The sequence below is a fragment of the Cognatishimia sp. F0-27 genome (genome assembly GCF_020667845.1).
In the GTDB taxonomy this organism is placed as follows: domain Bacteria; phylum Pseudomonadota; class Alphaproteobacteria; order Rhodobacterales; family Rhodobacteraceae; genus JAFMPQ01.
Genome location: NZ_JAFMPQ010000028.1, coordinates 1 through 19442, shown reverse-complemented (window position 1 = coordinate 19442; position 19442 = coordinate 1). Strand labels below are relative to the sequence as shown.

At 62.2% G+C, this 19442-nt stretch carries 6 protein-coding genes and 4 pseudogenes; 6 read left to right on the top strand and 4 right to left on the bottom strand.

Features of this window, described 5'->3' with window-relative positions; translation table 11 throughout:
• Both J1C49_RS14925 and J1C49_RS14920 read left to right on the top strand, forming a co-directional pair.
• Positions 1-666: an SOS response-associated peptidase gene (locus tag J1C49_RS14925; RefSeq protein WP_227446634.1), complete on the top strand. Its 666-nt coding sequence runs from the start codon at positions 1-3 to the stop codon at positions 664-666.
• 239 nt (positions 667-905) lie between these two features.
• Complete coding sequence (locus J1C49_RS14920) at positions 906-5984, top strand: hypothetical protein (RefSeq protein ID WP_227446633.1); 5079 nt, start codon at positions 906-908, stop codon at positions 5982-5984.
• A gap of 142 nt (positions 5985-6126) precedes the next feature.
• Here J1C49_RS14920 and J1C49_RS14915 read toward each other — a convergent pair.
• From J1C49_RS14915 to J1C49_RS14905, 3 genes and pseudogenes are all read right to left on the bottom strand, one after another.
• Positions 6127-6541, bottom strand: a pseudogene (locus J1C49_RS14915) (transposase); the annotation flags it as partial.
• A 187-nt stretch (positions 6542-6728) separates the two neighbouring features.
• Positions 6729-6887: a hypothetical protein gene (locus J1C49_RS14910; protein ID WP_227446632.1), complete on the bottom strand. Its 159-nt coding sequence runs from the start codon at positions 6885-6887 to the stop codon at positions 6729-6731.
• A 70-nt stretch (positions 6888-6957) separates the two neighbouring features.
• Positions 6958-9780, bottom strand: coding sequence for a calcium-binding protein (locus J1C49_RS14905; RefSeq protein WP_227446631.1), 2823 nt, complete (start codon positions 9778-9780; stop codon positions 6958-6960).
• Positions 9781-10207: 427 nt separating this feature from the next.
• On the opposite strand from J1C49_RS14905, the pseudogene J1C49_RS14900 reads away from it, so the two are divergent.
• The 4 genes and pseudogenes from J1C49_RS14900 to J1C49_RS14885 form a co-directional block, all read left to right on the top strand.
• Positions 10208-10375, top strand: a pseudogene (locus J1C49_RS14900) (transposase); the annotation flags it as partial.
• Between the two features lie 501 nt (positions 10376-10876).
• A complete protein-coding gene (locus J1C49_RS21835) occupies positions 10877-14995 on the top strand; it encodes a calcium-binding protein (RefSeq protein ID WP_304522432.1) in 4119 nt (1372 codons plus the stop codon).
• A gap of 198 nt (positions 14996-15193) precedes the next feature.
• Positions 15194-15508, top strand: a pseudogene (locus J1C49_RS14890) (IS5/IS1182 family transposase); the annotation flags it as partial.
• 427 nt (positions 15509-15935) lie between these two features.
• Entirely contained in the window at positions 15936-18689 is a 2754-nt protein-coding gene (locus J1C49_RS14885; protein ID WP_227446630.1) for a hypothetical protein, read from the top strand.
• Positions 18690-18801: 112 nt separating this feature from the next.
• Here J1C49_RS14885 and J1C49_RS14880 read toward each other — a convergent pair.
• A pseudogene (locus tag J1C49_RS14880) lies at positions 18802-19275 on the bottom strand (IS5 family transposase); the annotation flags it as partial.
• Positions 19276-19442: the final 167 nt, after the last annotated feature.

The following is a 19442-nucleotide window of genomic DNA, read 5'->3' as shown; positions in this document are numbered from 1 at the left end:
ATGTGCGGACGGTTTGCCCTGACCCTGCCCACCGACGCCATGGCGCAGCTCTTTGACGCGGTGCCGGCCAACGACCTTCCGGACGTGCCGAATTACAACATCTGCCCCACCAACCAGGTCCACACCGTCCGCACCGAGGAAGGCCAGCGCCGCCTTGCCCCGATGCGGTGGGGGTTCCTGCCGCACTGGTACAAGGCAACCAATGGCGGCCCGCTGCTGATCAACGCGCGTGCCGAAACCATCGCGGAAAAGCCCGCGTTCCGCGCTGCCGTGCGCGAGCGCCGCTGCCTGATCCCGGCGTCGGGTTTTTACGAATGGACCAAAGATGACGACGACAAACGCCTGCCTTGGTACATTCATCCAACCGGAGAGGCGCCGCTGGCCTTCGCGGGCATCTGGCAGGATTGGGAGCGAGAAGGCGAAGCCTACCGCACCTGCGCCATCGTGACCTGCCCGGCGGACGGTCCGATGGCGTCGATCCATCACCGGATGCCGGTGATCCTCGCTGCAGGCGACTGGGCAAAATGGCTGGGCGAAGAAGGCCACGGCGCGGCCACCCTCATGAAAGCCGCTCCCCATGACGCGGTGCGGTTCTACCGGGTTGATCCAAAAGTCAATTCCAACCGGGCAAGCGGCAAAGACCTCATCGCGCCTCTCGCCTCTTGACCCCGCCTGCGGGCCATCTCTAAGCGCCAAGCGCCCTGCGTTCGCGGGCTTTTTTGCGCCTCGATACGGCACAGGCTTTCCCTGCCGCACCGTGTTGGCCGTGCCGGCCTCCAGAGCATCGGCAGCATCGTTTTTCTTGACCGCAGCCCCCACCATGGCCCACGCTCATCCCAAGGTTTTTTCAAAGTCTTTCAGGCGCTGCTGTTTGGCGCGCCGACCGCTGGTTCAGGGAGTCATTCATGAGCACGACATCCAACGCCTCTGCGCTCGAACAGGCTGTCTGCAACATTGAGGATTTCGACGCCGCTCTGAACACCAGCCTTGGCCATGTGACCGAAATCCGCGGCGGCGTTGGCAGCGTGCTCGACACGCTCGGCACGGTGGACCGCGCCATCGACAAAGTCGAAGAGCTACGCGACGAAGTCGCGGCCTTTGGCGACGACCTTTCCAAGCTCGAACTGGTGTTTTCCCTGATGGGTCTGGTCTCTGCACTGCGCCCCTTCGGACGTGTCGGTGACAGGATCGTCGATGCGGTCAAACCGGTGGTCAACCGGCTGGAGAGAACCCTGGACGACGCGGTGCAGACGCTCCGCGACAACCCGGCCAAGGCCGCGCTCGACCGCGTTGTGTCCAGCCTGGAGACGGCCGACGGCTATCTTGAAACCGTGGAAACGGAAATCGCGCAGCAGGTCGAGAATTTCGAAGCCGTAACAAGCTTCGCAGGCCGCGCCGCGATTCTCGCCGACGAACCGATCCTCGCGCTCGGCACCATTCTGGAACAACCGCTCGCCGCAATCGAGGCGGTGAACGCCGTCTACAACAACCCGGCCACCCCTGAAACCGACAGCGTTCGGGAATTTCTGGCCGGGTTTCAGCGCGACGTGCCCAGCGCGGAGTTCCGCCAGCTGATCGCGGTCGAACAAGCCATGAACCGCGTATTCGACGTGCTGGACGATATTCGCGGACCGCTCAACCAGATCTACAACATCCTCAAGCCGATCGAGCCCGCGCTCAATGCGCTGTCGGCCATCTCCGCGCTGACAATCGACCGCGCGGTTGATTTCATCACAAACACGATCGGCGTGGAGGACCTCCTCAGGGCCGCCGAGGAACGCGTTCTCGAGCAACTCCCCGATGTCGATGTCCTCGATCTCTTCGAAGCGGCGTATGAACAAGCTGCAAATGTGCTTGCCGAGTTCGATCCGGCAACGGTGCTGCGCAGCTTTGACGACGACCGCGATGATCCCGACGGCGATGGTCGCACAGAGAGCGGCGGCGCCGCGACGCCGGAAGTGCCGGACCCGTTCGGCATCGGGCAGTGGGTGCTCGAAGACTTGCAGGCGCGGGTGCTGGAGGTCGGGTTCGACACCGTCAACGGCGTGATCCAGTCCCAGATCGGATCGGTGAGCACCGGCGGGGTCGGCATTGCCATCGAACTGCCCGCGAATGTGCGCGGCGGCGACGAGGATGACGATCTGACCGCCGCCTTTGACCCCGACGGCGCAGGCGGGCTCGCCCCGATCCCGATCGAAGACCTCTTGATGCTGGGCGACGCGAACAGCAACATCATCACCGCAAGCGGTGGCGAAAACGTCCTTTTCGGATTCGAGGGGAACGACACCCTCATTGGCGGTCCGGACGAGGATATCGCCGTGTTCGCCGGGCCGCTCACCCAGTATCAGTTCAACCGCAACGACGAAGACGGCACTGTGGTGATCGAACACACCTCCCCGATCAGCGGCGTTTCGCTGGATGGTCGGGACACGCTTGTCGGTATTGAGCGTGTGACCTTTCTCGGGGGCGCCACGGGCCGGGTTGAAACGCTCTCGATCGACGCGCTGTTCGACCAGGTTGCCTCGGTCCCGGCGGGCGGTGCGCTGGACCGCAGCGACGAGGGCGACGCGGACAATGACGGCCAGATCGACACCGTTTATCTTTTTGCAACGGGCAACGCGTCAGGCATTACGACACTCACCGGTGGCGGGGGCGACGATCAGTTGACCGGCACGCTCGGGCGCGACCTGCTGATCGGCAATGCGGGCAACGACATCATTGACGGTTTTGGCGGCGATGACACGATCAACGGGGGTGCCGGGCTCGACACCTATGTGTTTTATGACGATGGCGCAGGAGGCGGCAATCCTGCCTTGCTTGACCTTGCCAGCCCGTCCCCCCTGAGCGGAGCGCATTTTTCCATCTCCGGCGTTGTCAGCGCGCTGCTTGAAAATGTGGAAAACGTGTCGGTGAAGGATCAGCGGGAGGCCTTCCTTTTTGGCGATGATGCCGACAACGTGTTGTCCTCGGCGGATCTGCGCGACGTGCTCGACGGGCGCGGCGGCGATGACACGCTGAGCGGCGGCGGGCGGAATGACGTTCTGATCGGCGGGCCGGGCATTGATCTGCTATATGGTCAGGGCGGAAATGATGACCTTGTCGTCGCAGACCGCGCGGTACCTGGAGGCGCGCAATATTATGACGGTGGTGCGGGCAATGACCGGCTGGTCTATTCCGGCGATCTGGGTGGTCAGGGTGGCAATGAGGGCCGGCCGTTTGACCAGACCTTCATCCAACAGGCGCGCGAGAATTTTGTCCTTCAGAGAGGCCGCGATCAGGACAGCTCCGGCCCCATTCGCCTGCGCGGCGATGCGCGCATCGAACGCCTGTCCGATGACGGGCAAACCGTTATCGCCACAGATCGCGCCGTCAACATCGAAGGCTTCGTTGGTTCGGATTTCGACGACGTGCTTTTCGGCGCGTCGGGCAACCAGCCTGCCTACCACATCCTCGACGGTGCGGAAGGGAACGACACGATCCACGCGCGCGAGACATCGCAGATCGTGCGCGGCGGCGACGGGCAAGACCTGATTTATGCCGGAACGGGGGGCGCCGCCTATGGCGGCGACGTGAATGACACGCTCGATTTGTCCACTATACCCGATGTGCGCTGGCGGATCGTTGATGTGAACGGCGGAAACCGCCAAATTCAGGCTTACTCGGCGATTGACCGGCAAGACCTTGCGGCCGATGACGCGGTGACCAGCTTCACTGTCGGCTCCCTGACGGATGGCGGCTTCGGCACGTTCATCGGCAGCGATTTCGACGATCTGTTTGACATCACTCAGGGTCAGGATGTGGTCATCCGCGCCGGGTCGGGTGACGATGAGATCCGCGTCCATGTCAGCGGCACCGGCAACAGCAATGGCCAGAGCTACACCGTCGCGGGCGAGACCGGCAATGATACGATCAGCGTCGCGCATACCGCCGATGTGGACGGCGGCACAGGCGATGATGAGATCTTTGTCGTGGCCGGCAGTGCGCGGATCCTGACCGAAGTCGACGGTGGCGCGGGCAACGATGCGCTGTTCCTGTTGCGCGCGACGGGCAGCTATACGGGCGGCGCGGGAGAGGATATTCTCTCAGCCCACCCGGTCATTCCGGGCGCGGGTTTGAACGTCGACCTTGCAGCGGGCACGGTGACGGATATCGGCTCCGACGATATCACCGCCACGGTCGCTGGCTTCGAAATCGTGATCGGGTCCGACCGGCATGCGGACACGCTGGCCGGCGGTGAGCAAACCGATATCCTGATCGGTGCCGGTGGGCGCGATTGGCTCGAAGGGCGCGGCGGCAATGACGATCTCTATGGCGGCGCCGCGCCCGATACCCTCTATGGCGGGAGCGGAGACGACGTGCTCAACGGCGGCTCCGATAACAACACACTGGATGGCGGACCGGGGGTGGATACGGCCAGTTTCGATTTCGGAACGCCCGGCGGCAATCGCGCGCGGTTCGAGTTCCTCGCGACCGTGGCGGATTACAGCGCCGTGACCGCGGATCTGGTGGAAGGTCTCGCCACCAAAACTGGCGGCGGAAGCACCCGCACCACCAGCATGACCGGGATCGAGAACCTGACCGGCACGTCGCTCGACGATGTTCTGCGTGGCGATGGTGCAGGGAACGTGCTGATTGGCGGGGCAGGCAATGACACGCTGATCGGGCGCGGTGGCGACGACCGGCTTGTGTTGGTCGGTGACGACAGCGCCGATGGCGGTGCCGGCGACGATTACTTTGTCGTTGGACACGGTCGGTCCATCATAGACGGTGGTGCAGGCTCCGACACGCTGGAGTTCGACCGCAGCGCCCGCGTCACGTATGACGCGCATCAAGGCACCTTCGAAGGGGTGATCGATGTGGCGCAGCCGGTATGGGCCGACACCGGCACAAGCGAGGCGCGCAGCCCCGCGGGCAATGGCCCCGCCCTGACCCCGCAGGATGTGCTGGAGGCTGATCCGGCCTTTGCCGACAGCTTTGATGATGCGTCCCGCGTCGTGCCCGACACGGCGGCGTTCCAGATCGCCTTTTCCGATGTCTCCATGGCGATTTCCGGCAGGTTTTCCGGCATTGAGACCATCCTCGGCGGGCTGAGAACCGTTGGCGGCACCGACGAATCCGAGCGGCTCGACGGAAACAGCCAATCCGAAACGATCACCGGCGCAGGCGGGGACGACACCATCGATGCCCGCGCCGGGAGCGACGTGATCGACGCAGGCTCCGGCAATGACAGCGTGCGGGCCGGGATCGGCTTTGATACCGTCACCGGGGGGGCCGGCGACGACACGCTGATCGGGCTTGACGGGTTCGACAACCTGTCCGGCGGTGCGGGCAATGACCTGATCCGGGGGAATAACGGCTTTGACCATCTGCGCGGCGAGGCCGATGACGATACGCTTGAGGGCGGCCTGGGCCTGGATACGCTGGAGGGCGGCACCGGGCGCGACCTTCTGAATGGCAATGCCGGGTTCGACAGTCTCAACGGAGGCACTGAGGCGGATACCCTGAACGGCGGAGCAGGTGCCGATACACTTGATGGCGGCGCCGGCGGCGACCGTCTCTTTGGCGGGATCAACCACGATCTGCTGATCGGCGGGCTTGGCAACGATACGCTGGAAGGCAGCAATGGGATCGACACGCTCGAGGGTGGCCCCGGGGCGGACATGCTTTTTGGCAATGCCGGACCGGATACGCTCGATGGCGGGCCCGGCAATGATACGCTTAATGGCGGCATCGCTCGCGATACCTTCATTTATAGCGCAGGATCCGGACAGGACAGGATCACCGATTTCGCCAACAATTCCGACACCGTGCAGATTGACGCCGCTCTTCTTGGCACCGCCAACCCGACAGCAAACGACTTGCGTTCATTTGCGGCGCGGGATGCGGAGGGCTTTGTCGTGTTCGATTTCGGGAACGGGCAAACCCTGACCTTTGTCGGGATAGAGACTGTAACCACGCTTCTGGATGACATCGTGTTTGCCTGATGGCGCGGTGCCCGGAGAGCAAGCATTGCGCGCGGCAACCTCCGCGCATTACGATCAGGCGCAGAATTTCGCAGGCAGTCCTGTACCTTCCCGAGGCGGACGCCGTTGAGAGGGTCGGCCTTTGCCTTCCAAGGAAAGCATTTGAGTTGATCTCTCCCTCGGTGCGGACAAACAGGCGGCCGCCCTTCCTTTTTTGCGGACGTGCTGGTCGCGATGCGATGGACCCTCAGATCAGGGGCGTTCGCTGCCCGGCGGTCGGGACGGAATTTTGAGGAGAGAGGATCATCACACTCTTCAGCTCGCCGAGCTTGGCGGTCAGTCCAGCCATCATCCGGTCAAAGATCCCTTTCTCACTCCAACGCGTCCAACGACTGTAGAGCATCTTGCGCGGCTCATGGATCGCAGGAACGTCACGCCATTGCAAGCCATTGTAATTAAACGGGATATCTCCAAGTGAAACCCGCCTGCAGTCCATGCGCGGCTTGCCGCGGGGACTACGGAAAGAACGGGTGCGGACGCGCATTCTGCGCATCCCCTCTCGTGATATTGCTGTGCAATGCACTGCCGGGCCGTGGTCCGCCAGAAAAGATCTTTCCTGTCACCGCTCCGCGAGTTGTAGTCGTGAGGCACGCAGCGTGGCGGAGATCAATCCCTCCCGACCCTTGGCCCTCGGGACGATGCTTTGCGGTGCGGGCGTATCGCAATGCACTATGCCGGCCTGACTGTATTGTATGGAACGCGCCCTTACCCGATCAGGATCTGGGCGGCTCGCAGGCTCTTGAACAGTTCCCCGTTGAACAGCTTTTCACGGACCCGGGCCTTGCCGAACACGCATTGCAAAGCCGCAGAGATCACCGCGGAAACCTGCCCCTCGCCCCATGCGGTAAGTGTTGCGCAGGCCATGAAAGGCCGGCGTCCGGACCGAAAGGTTCCCCCGGCCCGGCCCGTCACCATGGCGCACGGTGCCCCGCGATCAGACGAAGGTCACATCGTCGAGGATCGCGCTGGTGTTTGTCACACCCACGAAGGTCAAGGTCGTGCCGCCGCCAAAGTCCAGCATCAGGTTGCCGGCGTCATCGAGCCGCGAATAGCTGCGCAGATCATCCGGCACAGGCATCGCTTCCGAAAGCAGGCTCGCGGCAATCTCAATGGCATCGATGTTGTTCTGGAAATCGGCAATCACATCTGCGCCTGCGGCAAAGACGAAGGTGTCGGCTCCAAGACCGCCCTGAAGCGTGTCGTCTCCCGTGCCACCATCGACGCGATCATTGCCCGCGTTGCCAAGCACAGTGTCATTGCCATCGCCTCCTTCCAGCGTGTCGAAACCGTTGGCTCCGCTGAGCCGGTCATCGCCCGCGCCCCCGATCAGCACATCGGCGCCAAGCCCGCCTTGGAGCACGTCATCACCCGCGCCCCCGTCAAGGCTGTCATTGCCATTGTTGCCCTCAAGCGTATCGTTGCCCGCACCCCCTTCAAGCGTGTCGAAGCCGTCGCGTGCCTGCAAGCTGTCGTCCCCGGCATCCCCCATCAGGCTATCGAAGCCGAGCCCGCCTTCCAGTGTGTCATCGCCCGCTCCTCCCGAGGCGGTGTCGTTGCCGAAATTTCCGACGAGACTGTCATCGCCCGCATCGCCGGACAGGCTGTCAAAGCCGTTCTGCCCGATCAGCGTGTCATTGCCGGCGCCGCCGCGTAGATCGTCGAAACCGATACCCCCGGACAGGCTGTCGTCGCCAAGCCCTCCGTCCAGCGTATCGCCCCCGGAGCCGCCAGACAGCGTGTCATTGCCGGTCCCGCCCGTGATGCTGTCCGCGCCCGGCGTGCCGGAGTCGAGGAGTCCCGGCTCCGGCGGCGGCACGATCAACCCGCCTTCGCTGCCGACCCCGCCAGAGGGGCGCGTTGGGGTCGGATCGAGCTGGACGGTCCTGTCGCTGAACCGGATCTCGGCAATCGAACGCAGTTCAATCTGGTATTCGGGATCAAGGAAGCGCTCGTTGGTTGCGAAATCCTGCTGATATTGCTGCAAGAGATAATGGTCACCCATACGCGTGACGAGGTAGTTTTCCGACTCCAGCGGGATATCGAGGATATCGACCCCTGCCCCGCCGTCGATGCTGTCAAAACGGTTGAGGTTGAACAGCGACACGGTGTCGTCGCCCTCTTCGGCGTGCACGTCCATATTGCTGCCGGAAATCATGTCGTCACCCAGAGTGCCGATAATCGCGTCCATACCCTGAAGGTTGAAATCCTGACCCTGAACCAAAGGCACCGTCATGGTCGAGTAATCGAGCGTGTCATATCCGGCCCCGCCGCTGCCGCGGAGCTCGCCGCCTTCGGTATCGAGCACAAAGCGGTCGTCACCCGCGCCGCCGAACCAGCTCTCGAACACACCGCCGGTGCCGATGAAATTGCCGGACGGAAAGAAGATGTCGTCCCCCTCTCGGCCATAGACGTCATCGCCGTCATCGGTGGCGTTGAACGTATCGTCGCCATCCGAACCCAGAACCGTGTCCGGCCCGTCGGTGCGCACACCTTCGGGGAAACTCTCAAGGGTGATGACAGTGCCAAAGATCTCGTTTGTGCCTGCTCCGTTACGGTCGGTGGTATCAGTCCAGCCGATGAACACGCGCCCGTCCGCGCCCGCGCTCACAAATGGCGGCGCGATATCGGTGCCCTGAACCCCTGTCGCAATGGTCTGCACCTCTGACAGGGCTAAGAGGCCCGCATCAATCAACTGGGCGAAGAGAGAAAATTCCGGAGCGGCCTCGGTGCCGCCTGAGACCTGCGTCCAGACCACCACCAGATCGCCGTCCGGCAGCGCCGCAATCTTCGCGGCGGGGGCCGGCGGCCGGAAGTCGAGCGTCCCGACATCGACAAAAATGTTCAGCGTATTGGTTACGTTGTTCTCCGATTGTTGAAGAACGGTCTCGAAATCCGGGCGGGGCGTGCCGTCGGGATAGGGTTCCTGGTTGAAGGGCACCTGCCTGACCGAGTCGCGCACCTGAACCTGAATACCGCCGCCATCACCGACTCCGACATAGGCCACGCGCCCATCCCCGAAGGCAATGGCGTCATCCTCGAAACCGCCCGTCCGGCCATTGCCGGCAAAGCTGGAAAATCCAAGCATCGTCGGAATGTTGCGGCCCGAGGAATCCTCGTAGGTGTCGAGGTTGAAGGTCGTGCTGCGTTCCGCCGACAGATGGAAAACGCCGTCGCCAAGGGTCACCAGCGCACTGTCCTCAGACGCGGAATCCGGAGCGAGGTAGATTTCATCCCCCACCCGCGCGCCCGTCGCGTCAAACCGCTGCGCATACCAGATCTCGGAGGTGTTGGAGGTGCGCCCGTCCGACCAGGTCGCCACAAACCCGCCGTCCGACGTCGGGGCCACCTGCGGAATGCGCTGGTCATTTGCAGTCGTCGTGGCAAGCTGGATCTCGCCCGTCACTGGCGCGCCGGTTGCCGTGAGGATCCGGCCATACGCCTCCACCGCGCCGCCATTGATCGACGGCCCGTCGGTCCAGACCACGGCAACCCTGCCATTGCTCAGAACGGTGATATCCGGCTGACCTTGCCCCGATGCCGCAACGGACTCGTTGACCTGGAACACAGCGCCCTGCGGCGCGCCACCCGCGTCAAACACCCGCCCAAGAACCGCTGTAAACTGATCGTCCTCGACATTCGGAATTGGAAACAGGGGCGAGACAAGCTGCGTCCAGACAACCATGAAGCCGCCGCCGGGTAAGGTTACGACTTCACCATTGTTGGAACCGGCTCCAACAGGAGCGAGGGGTTGGGTCATGGAACAATCCTTTTCAAGTAGTGTCGCATCAGCGCTGTCAGTAGCAGAACACAGGGGGGCTGGTGGTCGCCTCAGCCGGCCGTCCGGAACACGCACAGTTGCGGCACAATCAGCGCCTCAGGGCCATGGTCGGACCCGGCCCTCTACCGAGGTTTCAAGCTGTAAGTGTGGAAAAGCGGGATCAAGACGCGAGATCGGTCGTGCGCAAAACCGCGCAGAATCTCGGTATAAGCTCAGGTAACATCCCATGTCGGTTTCAATGAATAAAGTGTTACCCTGCTCCAAAAATCCATACCAGCAAAAAATACTCTGACCACGCAGCCGGTCGACGCGCCGATGACCCGCTGAGAGGCGCAGTTTCATTCGACCACACGATGGGATCGAAGACCGCGTCTCCAAGCGCCCATCCGGCCACCCGCACCATTAATTGCTGACCACCGTCCCCGGTATCGACCAGATCAACGCCCTGACCATTCCGGCCAAAGCAGGCGATCTGCAACGGTTCGGACACCAAAGCCAGTTCCCCAAGTTCTGCGGTCTGGACCTCGCCTCGGTGCCATCCAGCGTGTTCCGCGGACCGAGACGGCTCTCGAAATGAGGCAATGCCCGAATGTGCAGTGCCTTATAGATGGCTGGTCACGGTCCAGTGCTGAAACCCACCAACGGCTTATCCGGGCACCGCTCTCCGGGGATGATCCCGGCTCGATGCAAGCTGCTTGGGCGTCAACGCTGGCGACCCGGTTTTAGGCTGCGCTCTGGCGAACGGCGCGTTGTGGGTCCCGATCGCGAGATTGGCAGGCACTGACAGGCTTGCGGGCATACGCGGAGATGACCGGCTGTTGCGCGACCTCCGGGCCGGCAATCTTGTATTTGAAACAGGCTCATCCGGGACCGTTGATGCCCAGCGCGATATGCATACCATGCGCATTTTTGGGGCAACGAAGACAGCCGCGCAGCAGCGATCCGGTTGCGGGGCATTACTGTGGCTGTCACGCGATTATCATTGGTAAACGAATGATCAACGGCTAACGTCAGTGCCAAACGGGGGTTGGACACGAATGTCGGGCCTGAAAAACGATTTTATCAGGAGATTTCCATGCCCACGACACCTGAAACCTGGCTCGACCAGTTTACCGTCAACAACACCACATCCGGCACTGGCGGATCCACCCAGGAGAAGCCGGTTGTCATCCAGCTGACCACCGGCAACATCGTCGTATTCTGGGCGGACGATTCCGACGCGGTCGGCGACACCGGCAACGGGTTTGACATCATTGGCCAGATCTATGACCCGCTTGGCAACGAGATTGGCAGCGAATTCATCGCCAACGGATTCCAATCGGATGATGAACGCGAGTTCGATGCCGCGGCGCTGGAAGATGGCCGATTTGTCGTGGTCTATACGGATGATGACGGCACGGCCACAAGCAACAGAATTCGCGCCTCGGAATGGTCGACCAATGCCGATGGCACCATCGGGTCACGCGACAGCCTGACCATCGCATCCACTCCGACGGCGGGCGATATCGTCTCTAAACCGTCGGTGGCGTCTCAGAGCGATGGCAGCTACGTGGTGGCCTATCAATTCACCGATGAGTCGGACGCCGACGAGGCGGACACAGAGGTCCAGACAGTGCGCGTGGCCGCGGATGCGACTGTCGGATCGGCTACGAAGGTCCTTTCCGGGTCCGCCTTCAGCAACATGACCGATATCGCGGCGCTGTCGGACGGCAATTATGTCGTGGTGCACGAAGACCGGGAAAGCGGTCGCGAAGACGCCCTCGGGTTCGCGATTGTCAACGGCACCACGGGCGACTTTGTCGGTGCGGCGTTTGTGAGCGGCACCTTCACGAATGGCGAAAGTGATGTGGATGCATCCGTCATCGGGTTGACGGGGGGCGGTTTTGTCATCGCCTGGCAGAACAGCGACAGCAGTGACATCGATCTCCAGTTCCAACGGTATGACAATGCCGGTGTGGAGCAGGGCGCTGTCACTCTGGTCGACAGCGATGGCTCGACCGACGACAACAACGAGCCGCACCTGATCGCGCTGGCCGATGGCGGCTTTGTCGTGGCCTATGACGATGATGAGGCCAACACCTTTGCCATGCAGCGCTTCAGTGCGACGGGCACCGCTGTGGGTGCGACTGTGACGCGCGATCCCGGCGTCGAAAGGGATATGGGCGGGATTGGCCTGGCCGATGGGCGCTTTGTCACCACGTTCAGAAGCGGGAGCGACATCGAGGCGGAAATCTTTGATACCCGTGATACGGTGAATAATCCGGTCTACAGCCCCGATGGGTGGCAGATCGGCACCATCGGCAACGACAGCTTTGCCGCCTCTGCAGACAGCGTGTTCGGTCATGATGGCAATGACACGATCACGGATGGCGCGGGTGCAAATCAAGTCTTTGGCGGCGACGGGAATGACAGCATTGGGATTTCAGCTGTGTCTGACAGTGAATCCCGCGATGGCGGCGCTGATGTCGACTGGCTCTTTGGCAGCGGCATGTCCAATGGCACGATCTATGACCTTTTGAATGAAGAGGTCCGGTTCGGTACCCAGATAGAATCCGCGACCAATTTTGAAAACGTCCGCGGCAGCGACGCCAACGAGGAATTCATCGGCGACGACGGCGTCAACGAGATAGACGGCGGTGGAGGCAATGACACCATCAATGGAGGCCTCGGTTTTGACAGCCTGAACGGTGGGGGTGGCAACGACCTGTTTTTCAATGCGGCCAGTCATGGCTTCGACAGCATTGACGGCGGCATCGGGGACGATACGCTGAATATCCAGGATACCTATCTCATAGACCTCAGCTTCGACCTTGATCCTGGCACCTGGGGCGTCAGTTTTAACCCTAACCGAACGCTTCTCGGGGTGGAGAACATCGACGCGGCGGCGGGCAACGATGTGATCAACGGCGTCGTGGCCGATATTGGCGTCACCTTTACATTTCTGGGCAAGGGCGGGCGTGACACCATCACCGGCGGTGCCAATGTCGAAATCATCGATGGCGGAGAGGGGAATGACAGCCTCGATGGCGGCGGGGGGAATGACAGCCTTTTTGGTGGCATCGGGTCCGACACCCTCGACGGCGGCATTGGGGCCGACAGCCTCGAAGGCGGTGAGGGCAACGATACGCTGCTTTCGGGAGAAGAGGGGGACGCGGCCGATACGCTGCGCGGTGGGGAAAATGACGACATCCTCGAAAAGCAGAGTTTTACCGCGTCTTCAGCCATCGGCACGTTTGATGGCGGCTCTGGAACCGATCTGTTTTTCTTCTCTGCGTCAGGCAGTATCTCTCCTGCGTCTACCCAGGTTGTCGATCTGAGCGTGGGCCGGATCCTGTTTAGCGGTCTTGACCGGGATATCGTCACCAATATCGAGAATGTGCGCGTAGCCGGTGAAGCCGGGATACAGGGCGACGACGGGGATAACGCGCTTTCGGCGGTGGGTTCCTTCGCCAATGTGATCCGTGGTGGCGGTGGCGATGACACGCTTGAGGGCGGCGCGGGTGGCGATACGCTGGACGGCGAGGCTGGGTCCGATACCGCATCTTACGAAAGCTCCGGGGCACGGGTGGTGATCAATCTCGCGGCCAATTTCGAAGCCGGCGGCGATGCCGATGACGATACCCTTATTTCCATCGAAAACCTGCGCGGCTCAGGCTTCAATGATATTTTGCGGGGCGACGACGAGGCCAATGTGATCGAAGGCGGCGCCGATGGCGACCAGATCGACGGTCAGGGCGGATCCGACACCGCGTCTTACGAACATTCTGACGCGCGCGTGGTGATCAATCTTGGCGCGGGTTTCGAATCCGGTGGGCATGCTGCGGGTGACACGCTGACGTCCATCGAAAACCTGCGCGGGTCCGCGTTTGACGATATCCTGCGCGGGGACGAAGCGGCCAACGTGATCGAAGGCGGCGCCGATGGCGACCAGATCGACGGACAAGGCGGCTCCGACACCGCGTCCTACGAGCATTCGGACGCGCGCGTGGTGATCAATCTCGGTGCCAATTTCGAAGCCGGTGGGCATGCTGCGGGTGATACGCTGACATCCATCGAGAACCTGCGTGGGTCCGCCTTTGGCGACGTGCTGCGCGGCGATGGCTCCAACAATGAGATCGAAGGTGGCGGCGGTGCCGACGAGATCGACGGTCAAGGCGGCGTCAACGTGGCGTCTTATGCGCATTCGGACGCGCGGGTGCTGATCAACCTGAAACAGGGGTTCTTCGGCGGCGGCGATGCGGTGGGAGATACGCTGCTCAATATCCAGAACCTGCGCGGATCGGCGTTTAACGATGTGATCCGGGGCGACGACGGCGCCAATGCCATCGACGGCGGCGACGGTCATGACGAGCTGGACGGGCTCCTCGAAAACGACACACTGCGCGGCAATGACGGTGAGGACACGCTACTCGGCGGAGCGGGAGAGGATCGTCTCGAAGGCGGCGACGGCATCGACAGCCTGTCGGGCGGCAGTTTTGCGGATCGCTTGAACGGGGGTCTTGGCGATGACATGATCGATGGCGGCACCAATTTCGACACGGTGCTTTATGTCGGTCTGGAGTCCGCGGTGGTCGTCAATCTTGAAGCGGGCACGGCCACGGGCGGAGGCGGCAGCGATACGCTTGTTCGTGTGGAACACGCGTTCGGGTCGGGCTTTGACGACGAGATCACCGGCACGGAGATTCATGGCAACCGGCTTGAAGGGTCGTTTGGCCAAGACACGCTGAACGGACTTGCGGGCAATGACGTGCTGCTCGGCGGGGCCAACAACGACCGGCTGCTGGGCGGCGCCAACAACGATCAGTTGTTGGGCGGTTCGGGCGCGGACTTCCTCGACGGCGGGCCGGGGCGCGACCTTTATACCGGCGGCAGCGGCGCGGATGTGTTCCACTTCGCCGCGATTTCGGAGATGGGGATCGGGCAGTTCGGGCGCGACGAGGTGCGCGATTTTTCTCGTGCAGAGGGCGACGTGATCGACCTGTCCCAAATCGACGCCAATACGGGTATCGGGTTGGATCAGTCGTTCGTTGTGGTTGCGAGCTTCTCTGGAACGGCCGGTGAAATGACGCTGCTGGAAACGACCAAGGCTGGCGTTCCAGTGACAATTGCAAGCCTCGACGTGAATGGCGATGCCACGACAGACGCCCAGGTCTATGTGGTCGGGACCGTGGATCAGTCCGATTTCATTCTCTGAACAAGCGCGCTGAGGGCAGCACGGGCAATAACGTGCCGTCAATGTTGCACTGATTTGCAAGGCATGTGCCCGGCTTGGCCGAATTGCGCCGGTCCCGCCGAAGGAGCGCGGAGCGGCCTTTGGCATGTGTTTAAATTCGCTCCGTGGGTGGCATGCCGCCCCCGCGGACCTTGCATAGTATCCCAGAGCTGGCTCGCGTCCATCGCGGCTCGACATGCCGCCACTGTCATCTCGCCCCGCAAGCACGCCAAACCCTGGAAGCCCACGAGCCCAGATGCGCGGGCTAAGAACGAGACCGCGCGTGCCCCGCGATATCTCGGCGGCGCCCTGTGGTGGAGGTGGTCTGGCTACCACGGTCGGAGCCGCGCCGAGAGCCAGAAGAATTGCGTCAACCTGCCCGGTCACGCCCTGATGACACGCGACTTTGCTCGCCAGGTCGCCGAGTTGCAGGTCCGCATCACCCTTCTGAACGGCTACACCGCGCCTAGCGGACCCATCAGAGAGCTCAAAGGCCGGGTCCGTCCGGGGACACGGCAAATCCGGCGCACAGCCACTTTGCGCAACAAGATCTTGTCAGACAAAATCTTAACCAATTTGATCGGGCCTCGTCGCTCATCCCAATAGGCTGACATCCGTACAAGACGCGGCATCTGTCACAATGGGCTCGTTGAGGACCTCGGAGGACCCGCAGCATCCATAGCCACGTGGCGCGGATCAGCGTCCATTTCGGTCCATAGCTGCCGTTCGGAACGAGGCGCGACGCTGCGATTCAGTTCCGTCAAGGCTTGCGTCGTCCGTCAATGCTGCATTGAAGGGTTTTGGACGGTGGCACGGCATAAAGTGCAGTTTGGTGCGGCGACAGAAATGAGATGGAGATTCCTTTGGGTTCGGGTATCGTTGCCTGAATTGACCGACTGACTTTTGGCGAAAGACGTAGGCTATGAGTTTTGATTTTGGACCGATCACATCCGGTTTCGACGTTTCCTTTGGCGCGGCGGAATTTGTGGATCGCTTTCTTGGGCTGGAAACGACGCTGCCAGGATCGGCGTTTGCTCTGACGGGCGTGACGGTGGACGGGGACACCTCCAGCCTGACGGCGGTCGGCGTCAGCTACAATGCGGGCGCGGGCGAAGCGGGGGAGCTGATCATTGCCACCGAAGGAGCCATGGCTTTTCAAGGGCTAAGCTCGGGTAGCACCGCCGCCGTTGTTGTGTCCTACCAGATCACCACCGGGAGCGGGATCGAGACCGGTACAGTCACATTCGACGTGGATGCCACGCCGCCACCTGCCGGTGTTTCCGCCAATTACGATGTCGAGATCGACCTGCGCGACAATCCCGACACCGAAACCACCATCGAAGCCTCCGCCTCCGCTCTGGCAGGAGAGGCGGCTGTGCATTTTGCGCTGGCGCTTGATGACGATCTACAGACCATCCTGACGGCCTTTGACCTGACGGGCGCGCCAACCATCGACACCACCATCCAACGCGTGGACGCTTCGCCATCTGCGGCCTATGAGGGGACCATCGCCCTCGCCGTCGCGCTGGATGATGCCACATCCACCGCCCGCGCGACGTTCCAAACAGGCGCCGACGCCACAGCGTTTTCCAGAGGGAACAGCACCGCCTCGGCCACGGCCGGTGAAGGGGGCTCGGCTACGGCGTCAGCCGATGCGGATTCGACCGCAACGGCAACCGCGGACAACCAGTCTACGGCCGTTGCAACCAGTCGTGACGCATCTCAGGCGGAGGCCGTTGCCGACAATTCTTCCATTGCAGCCGCTGATGCACTGGAAGCGTCCGCCGCGAGCTCTGTGGCGGATGGGGGCAGTTCAACTTCCGCGGTTTCATCCGACAGATCCGATGCAGGGGCTTTGGCAGCAAACGGATCCGTCGCAACGTCGACGGCGACCGATACAAGCAGCGCGACAACGAGAGCAGACAACGCGAGCATCGCGAGTGCGACCGCTGATGTAGGCTCCGTCTCCGTTGCAACCTCTGATGATGGATCAAGTGCGACAGCGCTTGGGGGGGACAATTCGGTCGCGAATGCTGATGCATTGAATACCGGGGTTTCCAACGCCGCCGCGCTGTATCGCTCTGCCGCGTCGGCCAATGCATCGGACACATCGGACGCCTCAGCCCTTGCCATGTTTACCAGTGCGGCCGAGGCCACGGCAGATGATTTTGGTTCGGCCGGTGCCGTGGCGCAGCGTGAGTCCAACGCGACCGCAACGGCGTTGATGGACTCCACGGCAATGGCCCTCGCCTTTGAACTGGCACAGGCCACCGCCAGGGCGGCGGAGGAGTCTTCTGCCCTGTCCGCAGCGATAGAATGCGCCATATCCAGCGCTGTCGCAGAGGACATGGCTGGCGTAAGGGCCGTGGGCAGCCTGAACGGCGCGCCGGTTGCCAACATCATGGCGGGCGCGCTCGCACAAGAGATCGGGGGGTGGCGCAGCGTGACGCTCCCGCTCACCCTCGCGGAGATCGCAACAGATGTGACCGCGGCCAAGGCGGTGTCTGCCGATACGGCGCAGACCGCGATCTCCGGTTACTTCGTGAATGGCGTCACCACCTTGTCTGATGAAGCCTCCGTCGCGGGTCAGATCCGCGCTCTGACCACCATCGGCCCGGTGCTGGCCCTGACAGGCGAAAGCGGTGACGACACCATCGACGGCTGCCTGAACGACGACAGCATGCGGGGTAATGACGGCAACGATTCCCTGAGCGGCGCAGCCGGCAATGACCTGATCCAGGGCGATGGCGGCAATGACGCCCTGCAAGGCAATGACGGCGCGGACACGCTGCTGGGCGGCGCCGGGACCGACACGCTCACAGGCGGATCAGGGAGCGACTCCCTGAACGGCGGTGATGGGGCTGACACGCTGTTCGGTAATGGGGGGCTGGATCTGATGACAGGCGGCGCCGGGGATGACAGCCTCAATACCGGCATCGGGTTTGACACCGCCACAGGGGGCGCAGGGCATGACACTCTGATCGGTCTTGACGGCTACGACAGTCTTGAAGGCGGATCGGGCAACGATAGCCTGACCGGCAATAACGGCTTCGACTTTCTGCGCGGCGGATTGGGCAATGACACTCTCGCCGGCGGGCTAGGCCTTGATACCTTGCTCGGGGATGGCGGGAATGACCTGCTCTCCGGCTCCGCGGGTTTCGACAGCCTTCTGGGCGGCGGGGACGACGACACGCTTTTCGGCAATGCAGGCGCCGATACCCTGCGCGGCGGAGACGGGCGCGACCTGCTCGAAGGCGGGATCAACAATGACGTTTTGTCTGGCGGTACAGGGCAAGACACACTGAGAGGCAACAACGGTTCGGACACGCTTGAGGGCGATGAGGGCAACGATTTGCTGGCTGGCAATGCCGGGGCCGACAGGCTGGATGGCGGTGCCGGAAACGACACCCTGAATGGCGGGATCGGTGCGGATGCATTTGTGTTCCAGTCGGGTGGCGGGGCCGACACCATCGCCGATTTCCAGAACAACATTGACAGTGTTGAGATCGACGCCGACCTGCTGACGGAGGCCAACCCGGTTCCCGGAGACCTGTCGAGCTACGCCACCCGCAATGCAAATGGCGATATAGTGTTCGACTTTGGCAATGGCGACACACTGACCTTCACCGGCATCACGGCCACGTCCAGCATCATTGATGACGTTGTGCTTGTGTAAGGCCAATCGTGACAGGGTGTGTCCCGGGCATCCGCGACAACCGTTGGAAGGGCAAACAGGTCCAATCGAACCGGCATACCGTTGCCAGGCGTTGTATCTGCCATCGCTCAGGAACGGCCCGTGCGCCGATGCAGTCGCTGAGCTGACCGGCGGTGACGCACAGGTTCAGCGGGCGCCCCTTGCCGGTTCAGATGGCGTGCAGCTTTGTGTTCATGCCGCCCTTGGTCCGGCCGATCCCGCGTCCCCGCCCCCTTTTGCGACGGTCATGCCGGTTGCCGTGCGGTGTGCCCTCAGATTCGGTGCGTCCATTGACCGGCAGTCGCGGCGTCGTTTCGAAGAGACGTGTCCTCACGGTCGTTTCTTTGCCGTGCTCGGCAGCCAGACCCGCCAACATCTGGGCGAAAATGCCCTTCTCGCTCCACCGCTTCCAACAGTTGTAAAGCGTCTTGTGCGGTCCATAACATGCGGGCGCATCGCGCCATCTTAAGCAATTGCGATTGAACAAGGTAATGCCGCTCAAGACACGTCTATCATGAACGCATGGCTTGCCGCGGGACTTCGGGAAAAAGAGCGCAAGGCGCGCCATCTGCGCGTCCTTAAGCCAGAAAAGATCAGACGTGTTCACCGCTCGTTTTCGGACCGTGAACCACGCCCTACGCGGAAATCAATGGGTCCTGACCCTTCTATATCTCTGATCTGTTATTGATACCCCATCACCGGGCTTGGCGAAGATCGGTGATGGGGTGGTGTTTG

Excerpts from the sequence above, each read along its gene's own strand:
- J1C49_RS14920 (WP_227446633.1), top strand. The coding sequence starts at position 906 with ATGAGCACGACATCCAACGCCTCTGCGCTCGAACAGGCTGTCTGCAAC.
- J1C49_RS14910 (WP_227446632.1), bottom strand. The coding sequence starts at position 6,887 with ATGGCCTGCGCAACACTTACCGCATGGGGCGAGGGGCAGGTTTCCGCG.
- J1C49_RS21835 (WP_304522432.1), top strand. The coding sequence starts at position 10,877 with ATGCCCACGACACCTGAAACCTGGCTCGACCAGTTTACCGTCAACAAC.
- J1C49_RS14925 (WP_227446634.1), top strand. The coding sequence starts at position 1 with ATGTGCGGACGGTTTGCCCTGACCCTGCCCACCGACGCCATGGCGCAG.
- J1C49_RS14905 (WP_227446631.1), bottom strand. The coding sequence starts at position 9,780 with ATGACCCAACCCCTCGCTCCTGTTGGAGCCGGTTCCAACAATGGTGAA.
- J1C49_RS14885 (WP_227446630.1), top strand. The coding sequence starts at position 15,936 with ATGAGTTTTGATTTTGGACCGATCACATCCGGTTTCGACGTTTCCTTT.